Consider the following 7,282-nt stretch of genomic DNA (forward strand, 5'->3'; position numbering starts at 1 on the left):
CCTTTGACGCCCGGACGGTGGCCGGTGTTCTGGCCGTCGTACTTGTAGCGCGAGCTCCACGAGGCCTCTTCCGAACCGATCTCGTAGAACACCCGGCCCATGTCGTTCTGCCAGCGCACCGAGTCGAAGATGAAGAATTCCGGCTCCGGCCCGAAGAAAGCGGTATCGGCGATCCCGGTGGACTTCAGGAACGCCTCGCCGCGCTTGGCGATCGAGCGCGGGTCGCGGCCGTAGGCCTGCATGGTCGAGGGCTCGAGCACGTCGCAGTGCAGGATCAGCTGGGTGTGCGAGGAGAACGGATCCAGGTGCGCGGTGTCCGGATCGGGCAGCAGCACCATGTCCGACTCGTTGATGCCCTTCCAGCCCGGGATCGAGGAGCCGTCGAACATCTTGCCGTCCTCGAACGTGCCCTCGTCGATGGCGTGCGCGGGGAAGGTCACGTGGTGGTGCTTGCCGAGCATGTCGGCGAAGCGCAGGTCGACGAATTCGACGTCGTGTTCGGCGATCAGGTCGAGCACTTGCTGGGCGGTCATGGGCGAAGGCCTCGGGACGGTGAAGGGGGATGCGGCGTTACTGCAATGCCCGTGCCAGGCCAGGCTCGCGGGCGCGCACCTGCGCGCAGGCCGCGAGGATGCGCTGCCGCCGCATCCCGGTCGCACGTGGGTGCGCTTCCCCAAGGACGGAAATGCACCTGCTTGGCGCAGCCATTGCACCCTTTACGGGCAAACCGCAGCTCACGCCGCCGTGCCTGCTTCCCCTTAAGCTATGCCGCTTTACCGTCAGCCGGAGAGCCCTTAAGTGAGCGACCTGATCCGCGTCATCCTGCTCGGCATCATCGAGGGCATCACCGAGTTCTTGCCGATCTCCTCGACCGGTCATCTGCTGATTGCCGAACAGCTGGGGCTGGGTCATCGCTCGGACCTGTTCAACATCGGCATCCAGGCCGGCGCGATCCTGGCGGTGACGCTGATCTACTGGAAGCGCCTGTGGCAGCTGCTGACCCAATGGCGCGACCCGGCCAACCGCGACTACCTGGCCAAGCTCACGGTCGCCTTCCTGATCACCGCGGTGCTCGGCTTCATCGCGGTCAAGCTTGGTTTCAAGCTGCCCGACACCGTCACCCCGATCGCCTGGGCGCTGGTCATCGGCGGCTTCTGGATGCTCGGTGCCGAGGCGGTGGCGGCGCGCCGGCCGGACCGCCGCGAGGTGACCTGGACGGTGGCGGTACTGGTCGGCCTGGCGCAGATGCTCGCCGGCGTCTTCCCCGGCACCTCGCGCTCGGCGGCCACGATCTTCGCCGCGCTCCTGGCCGGCACCAGCAATCGCGCCGCGGCCACCGAGTTCGCCTTCCTGGTCGGCATCCCGACCATGTACGCGGCGACCGGCTACGAGTTGCTCAAGGTGTTCCGGTCCGATGGCGCGATGCACGAGGACTGGAGCGCGCTGGTGGTCGGTTTCGTGGTGTCGGCGATCGTCGCCTTCGCCGCCGTGAAGTGGCTGTTGGGCTACATCCGCACGCATCGCTTCACTCCGTTCGCGATCTACCGCATCGCCTTGGGTGTGGCCTTGCTGTTCTGGCTGCCCAGCGGCGGCTGAGTGCACGCCCGGTTGGTCGCCAGATGAGGGGCCGGCGGGTGCCGCACAGGGGACGCCGGACCGCCTGGCGTGCGGCCTCGACGGCGCCATGGGCGTGCGCCCGGCGGCACGCTGCGCACGCCTCGCGCACGTCCGGTATGCCTACCATTTCCATGCGCGAGCGGACCACTCCGGTCTGGCTGCGGACGACGGCGTCGCCATGGCAGTAGAGCAACCACCAAGCCTGATCCGGTCGCGCATCATGCTGGCGACGGGTTTTGTCCTGCTGGCCCTGTTGCTGGCGGGCGCCTTCGTGCTGGCGGGCGTGCGCGAGCGGGGCGTCGAGCAGCAACAGCGCATCCAGGCGGTACGTGGCTCGCTGCGCCAGACCCTGCTGACGGTCCAGGGGGCCGAAACGGGCCAGCGCGGCTACCTGCTCACCGGCCAGAAGGCCTACCTGGAACCGTACAACCGCGCGCGCGGCGAGCTGGAGCAGATACTGCGAACGCTCGATGGCCAGGTGACCGATCCGCGCCTGCGCCTGCGCCTGCCGGAGCTGCGCGCGCTGATCGAGGGCAAGCAGAGCGAGCTGGCGCAAACGCTGGCCTACTACGACCGCGGCGATCGCGGCACCGCAGTCCAGCTGGTCCGGTCCAACCTTGGCATGCGGCTGATGGAACGCATCCGCGTGCTGGTCTCTTCCATGCTGGCCGACTGCGACCGCAGCATCGCGGCCGAGCGGAGCAAGGAGCGCATGCTTTCGCGCTGGGTACTCTCCGGCGCCTCGGCGTCGGCGCTGGCGATCCTCGGGCTGGCGGGGCTGACCCTGCGCGAGATGTCGCGGCGCCATCGCCTCATCGTGCGCACACGCGACCAGCTGCTGGCCTCCAGCGAGGCGCTGCGGCGAAGTACCGAGCGCCAGGCGATGCTGGAGGAGGCGATCCGCCAGTCGCGCAAGATGGAGGCGCTGGGCGCGTTGACCGGCGGCATGGCGCACGACTTCAACAACATGCTCGCGGTGGTGATGGGCAACCTGGAGCTGCTCAAGGGGCGCCTGGCCCGGGGCAACCATGATGTCGGCCGCTACGTCGACTACGCCCTGGACGGCACGCGGCGTGCCGGGGAGCTGACCCAGCGCCTGCTGGCCTTTGCCCGCAAGCAGCCGCTCAACGCGGTGCTGGTGGCGCCCGGCGAGGTGGTGGCCGGGATCACCGAAGTCATCCGCCGCACGCTCGGCGGCATCTACAGCATCGAGCTGATGCAGGCGCCCGACCTGTGGATGACCACGGTGGACGTCAACCAGCTGGAAAGCGCACTGATCAACCTGGCCGTCAACGCACGCGATGCGATGCCCGAGGGCGGCCGGCTGACCCTGCAGACCGCCAACGTGTTCCTCGACGAGGACTACGCCAGCAGCCGGCCCGACGTGGCCAGCGGCCCCTACGTGATGATCGCGATGACGGACACCGGACAGGGCATGACGGCCGAGGTCAGGCGCAAGGCCTTCGAGCCCTTCTTCACCACCAAGGCGGCCGGCAAGGGCACCGGCCTGGGCCTGAGCCAGGTCTACGGCTTCATCAAGCAGTCCGGCGGGCAGGTGGAAATCGACAGCGAGGAAGGCCGGGGCACCACGGTCCGCATCTACCTGCCGCGCGCCGATGGCGAGCTTGCGCCGGGGCCGGCCGGGGCGGACCCGGCGGCCGCCGACAGCCTGCCGCGCGGCCACGGCACGATCCTGCTGGTCGACGACGACAACGGCGTGCGCGTGTTCGCGGCCGAGGCGCTGAGCGAACTGGGGTACCGGGTACTGACCGCGGCCGGCGGCCACGACGGCCTGGCCGTGCTGGACGCGCATCCGCAGGTCGACCTGTTGCTGACCGACGTGGAAATGGCGCACATCACCGGCTGGGAGCTGGCCGACATCGCACGGCAGCTGAGGCCCGGCCTGAAGGTGCTGCTGATGACCGGCTACACGCGCGACGCCAACGCCCGCTTCGGCGAACGCATCCCCGGCGCCGGGCTGCTGCGCAAGCCCTTCACCCTGGAGGAGCTGGCCCACCGCGTGCACGGGCTGTTGGCCGATGGCCCGGGCCGCTCGCCGGCCGTCGGCACCGCCGGCTGAGCTTGCGTCATCAGCCGTCCCGCCGGCGCGAGGATCAGGCAGGCGTCCGTGCCATCGATCCGGCCGACCCGGATACCGCCCGCGCGGGCGTCCGGAACTGCGGTTCGTTGGTCCGCTCGAACAGCTCGCGGACCCATTCGATGAACGCCTGCACGCGGGCGGAGAGGTGTTTCTTCTGCGGGTAGACGATCCACACCGGCTTGCCGGTGGAGCGGGTGTCGGTCATCACCAGTTGCAGTTTTCCCCAGTCGAGCATGCAGGCGACCATCATGTGCGGCGCCTGGGTGATCCCCAGCCCCGCGGCGACCGCCTGGATCACCGATTCGGCGTCGTTGATCAGCAGGTGGCCGTCGACGTCCACCGCGATCGGGCCGTTGGCGCCGTCGAACATCCATTGCCGTGGGCGGCCGTTGGGGTAGACATAGTTGATGCAGCGGTGTTGCTTGAGGTCCTCGATGGTCTGCGGCGCGCCGTAGCGGGCCAGGTAGGCTGGCGAGGCGCACACCACGTTGCGCAGGTAGCCGATCTTGCGCGCGATCAGGCTGGAGTCCTCCAGCTCGCCCACGCGGATGGCGCAGTCGATGCCTTCGCCGTTCATGTCGGCCGGCAGGTCGCTCATCGACAGCTCCAGCCGGATGTCGGGATAGCGCTGCTCGAACTCGGCCAGCCGCGGGATCAGCGCGGCGCGCCCGACCGCCAGCGACACCGCCACGCGCAGCTTGCCGACCGGCTTGCGGTTGGCATAGCCCAGCGCCTCGGTGGCCTCGGCGAGGTCCGCCAGGATGTCCTTGCAGCGCGCATGGAACACCGCGCCGTCGTCGGTCAGCCGCAACGAACGGGTCGAGCGGAACAGCAGGCGTGCGCCGAGGCGCTCCTCCAGCCGCGACACGGCGCGGCTCACGCCCGACGGCGTCATCCCGAGTTGAGCGGCGGCAGCGGCGAAGCTCTTGGCTTCGACCACGCGGACGAAGGCGGAAATTGCTGCGAAGTCTTCCATCGAGCCCACTCCAGGGTGATTCGTGACCTGGCGTCACTATTGCATTGCACCAAACCGCGGTTTTCTATACCGACAAGTGTACCTATTCTCCCGGGCCTTCGCCGGTTCTGTACCCACCGGTGCACTAATTAGACCCCGGAGCGCAGTCATGAAAAAGCGATGGATCCTCTCGAGCCTGGCCGTGGCCGTGGCGGTCGGCAGCTGGGCGGTGCTCGGCAGCCATGGCCAGAGCCACGCCCAGGAAGCCGGCGCGCCGCCCCCGCCGGCGGTCACCGTGGCGCAGACCCTGGTGCGCACGGTCAGCGACACCGACGCCTTTACCGGCCGCCTGCAGGCAGTGGACACGGTCGCCGTGCATCCACGGGTGAGCGGCTACATCACCGCCGTGCACTTCAAGGAAGGCGCGCGCGTACGCAAGGGCGAGCTGCTGTTCACCATCGACCCGCGGCCCTACCAGGCCGAGGTCGACCGCCTCGCCGCCACGCTGGATCAGGCGCGCGCCGAGCAGAAGCTGGCCGCGTCCAATGCCGGGCGCGCGAAAAAGCTGCTGGCCCAGCATGCGATCTCCACGCAGGAGGCCGATCGCCTGGCCACCGCGGCGGCCAGCGCGAGGGCGCAGGCCGCCGCCACGGGCGCGGCGCTGGATGCGGCGCGGCTGGATCGCGGCTTCACCGAAGTGCGCGCGCCGATCGACGGCCGCGTCAGCAATGCGCGCATCACCGCCGGCAACCTGGTCACTCCCGCCGACGTGCTGACCAGCGTGGTCAGCGTCGATCCGGTCTATGCCTATTTCACCATCGATGAACACGCCTACCTGAAGCTCGACCAGCTGCGCCGCGAGCGTGGCGTGGCCCCGCAGGTGGCGATGGGGCTGGTGGATGAACAGGGTTACCCGCACACCGGGCGTATCGATTTCATCGACAACCAGCTCGATGCCGGCAGCGGCACGATGCGCCTGCGCGCGGTGTTCGACAACGACGACGGCCGCTACACGCCGGGCCTCTACGTCCGGCTGGAGTTGCGCACGCCCAGCCGCCAACCCCGCGCGTTGATCGACGAGCGCGCGGTCGGCACCGACCTGGGCAACAAGTTCGTCTACGTGCTGGAGCCCGACCACAAGGTGGCCTACCGCAAGGTCACCCTGGGTCCGATGGCCGATGGGCTGCGCGTGGTCACCGCCGGCCTGACCGCCAAGGACGTGGTGGTGGTCAACGGGCTGCAGCACGTGCGGCCGGGGATGGAGGTCCGCCCCACGCTGGTGGCGATGGAGAGCCGCAGCCTGGATGGCGACCGCCAGTTGGCCAGCGCCGGCGGCGACAACGGCAAGGTCGCCTCGAGCAAGTGACGCCATGACTCCCTCCCCTGCCTGCAGGGAAGGGTTGAAGAGGGGTGCGCTTCGTCGCACGGGCGAATCCCCTCCGGCCTCCCCCGGCAACTGCAGGGGGAGGAGCACATCAGGGAAACCAAGCAATGAAACTCGCCCAATATTTCGTGGAGCGTCCGATCCTCGCCGGCGTGCTGTCGGTGCTGATCGTGATCGCCGGCGCGATCTCGCTGTTCAAGCTGCCGATCGGCGAATACCCGGAAGTGGTGCCGCCGACGGTGGTCGTGCGCGCGACCTACCCCGGCGCCAACCCCAAGGTGATCGCCGCCACCGTGGCCACGCCGTTGGAGGAACAGATCAACGGCGTCGAAGGCATGCTCTACACCTCCTCGCAGGCGACCAGCGACGGCGCCATGACGCTGACGGTGACCTTCGCGCTCGGCACCGACCTGGACAACGCCCAGGTGCAGGTGCAGAACCGCGTGGCGCAGGCGCTGCCGCGGCTGCCCGAGGAAGTGCAGCGGCTCGGCGTGACCACGCAGAAGAGTTCGCCGGACCTGACCATGGTCGTGCACCTGATCTCGCCCGACCAGCGCTACGACATGCTGTACCTGTCCAACTACGCGCGGCTGCACATCAAGGACCAGCTCGCGCGCCTGGACGGCGTCGGCGACGTGCAGCTGTTCGGCGCCGGCGAGTACTCGATGCGCGTGTGGCTGAATCCCGAAAAGCTGGCGATGCGCGGGCTCACCACCGGCGACGTGGTCAACGCGATCCGCGAGCAGAACGTGGACGTCGCAGCCGGTTCGCTCAATGCGCCGCCGGCGCCCAACGGCGCGGCGTTCCAGCTCAACATCAACACCCGCGGGCGACTGGTCAGCGAGGACGACTTCGCCCACATCGTGCTGCGCACGACCGCCGATGGCGCGGTCACCCACCTGGGCGACGTCGCGCGGGTGGAACTGGGCTCGAACAACTACGCGCTGCGCAGCCTGCTGGACAACAAGCCGGCGGTGGCGCTGCCGATCTTCGCCCGTCCCGGCTCCAACGCGATCCAGATCTCCGACGAGGTGCGCGCCACCATGGCGCAGCTGAAGAGCGAGTTCCCGCAGGGCGTCGACTACAAGATCGTCTACGACCCGACCGTGTTCGTGCGCGGCTCGATCGAGGCGGTGGTGCACACGCTGTTCGAGGCGATCCTGCTGGTCGTGCTGGTGGTGATCCTGTTCCTGCAGACCTGGCGCGCCTCGATCATTCCGCTGGT

General features: G+C 68.9%; 6 protein-coding genes. 4 read left to right on the plus strand and 2 right to left on the minus strand.

All coding sequences use genetic code 11. From position 1 onward, the window contains the following. Positions 1–533 (minus strand): glutamine synthetase beta-grasp domain-containing protein (locus tag VFH59_RS15375; RefSeq protein ID WP_325165790.1); only part of this gene is annotated, 533 nt, incomplete at its 3' end. Positions 534–798: 265 nt separating this feature from the next. Here VFH59_RS15375 and VFH59_RS15380 point away from each other — a divergent pair. Together VFH59_RS15380 and VFH59_RS15385 are read left to right on the plus strand one after the other, a co-directional pair. Further along, entirely contained in the window at positions 799–1,596 is a 798-nt protein-coding gene (locus VFH59_RS15380) for an undecaprenyl-diphosphate phosphatase (protein WP_325165791.1), read from the plus strand. Between the two features lie 199 nt (positions 1,597–1,795). Further along, positions 1,796–3,697, plus strand: coding sequence for a CHASE3 domain-containing protein (locus tag VFH59_RS15385; RefSeq protein WP_325165792.1), 1,902 nt, complete (start codon positions 1,796–1,798; stop codon positions 3,695–3,697). A 34-nt stretch (positions 3,698–3,731) separates the two neighbouring features. Here VFH59_RS15385 and VFH59_RS15390 read toward each other — a convergent pair whose 3' ends face one another. Then, on the minus strand, positions 3,732–4,694 hold the full coding sequence (locus VFH59_RS15390; protein WP_325165793.1) for a LysR family transcriptional regulator: 963 nt from the start codon (positions 4,692–4,694) through the stop codon (positions 3,732–3,734). Between the two features lie 148 nt (positions 4,695–4,842). Between VFH59_RS15390 and VFH59_RS15395 the strand changes: the two genes are divergently transcribed. Then, positions 4,843–6,039, plus strand: a complete 1,197-nt coding sequence (locus tag VFH59_RS15395) for an efflux RND transporter periplasmic adaptor subunit (RefSeq protein WP_325165794.1) — start codon at positions 4,843–4,845, stop codon at positions 6,037–6,039. A gap of 125 nt (positions 6,040–6,164) precedes the next feature. Beyond that, a partial coding sequence (locus tag VFH59_RS15400) for an efflux RND transporter permease subunit (protein ID WP_325165795.1) occupies positions 6,165–7,282 on the plus strand: 1,118 nt, incomplete at its 3' end.

Source organism: Frateuria sp., from assembly GCF_035695185.1.
Lineage (GTDB): Bacteria > Pseudomonadota > Gammaproteobacteria > Xanthomonadales > Rhodanobacteraceae > Frateuria_A.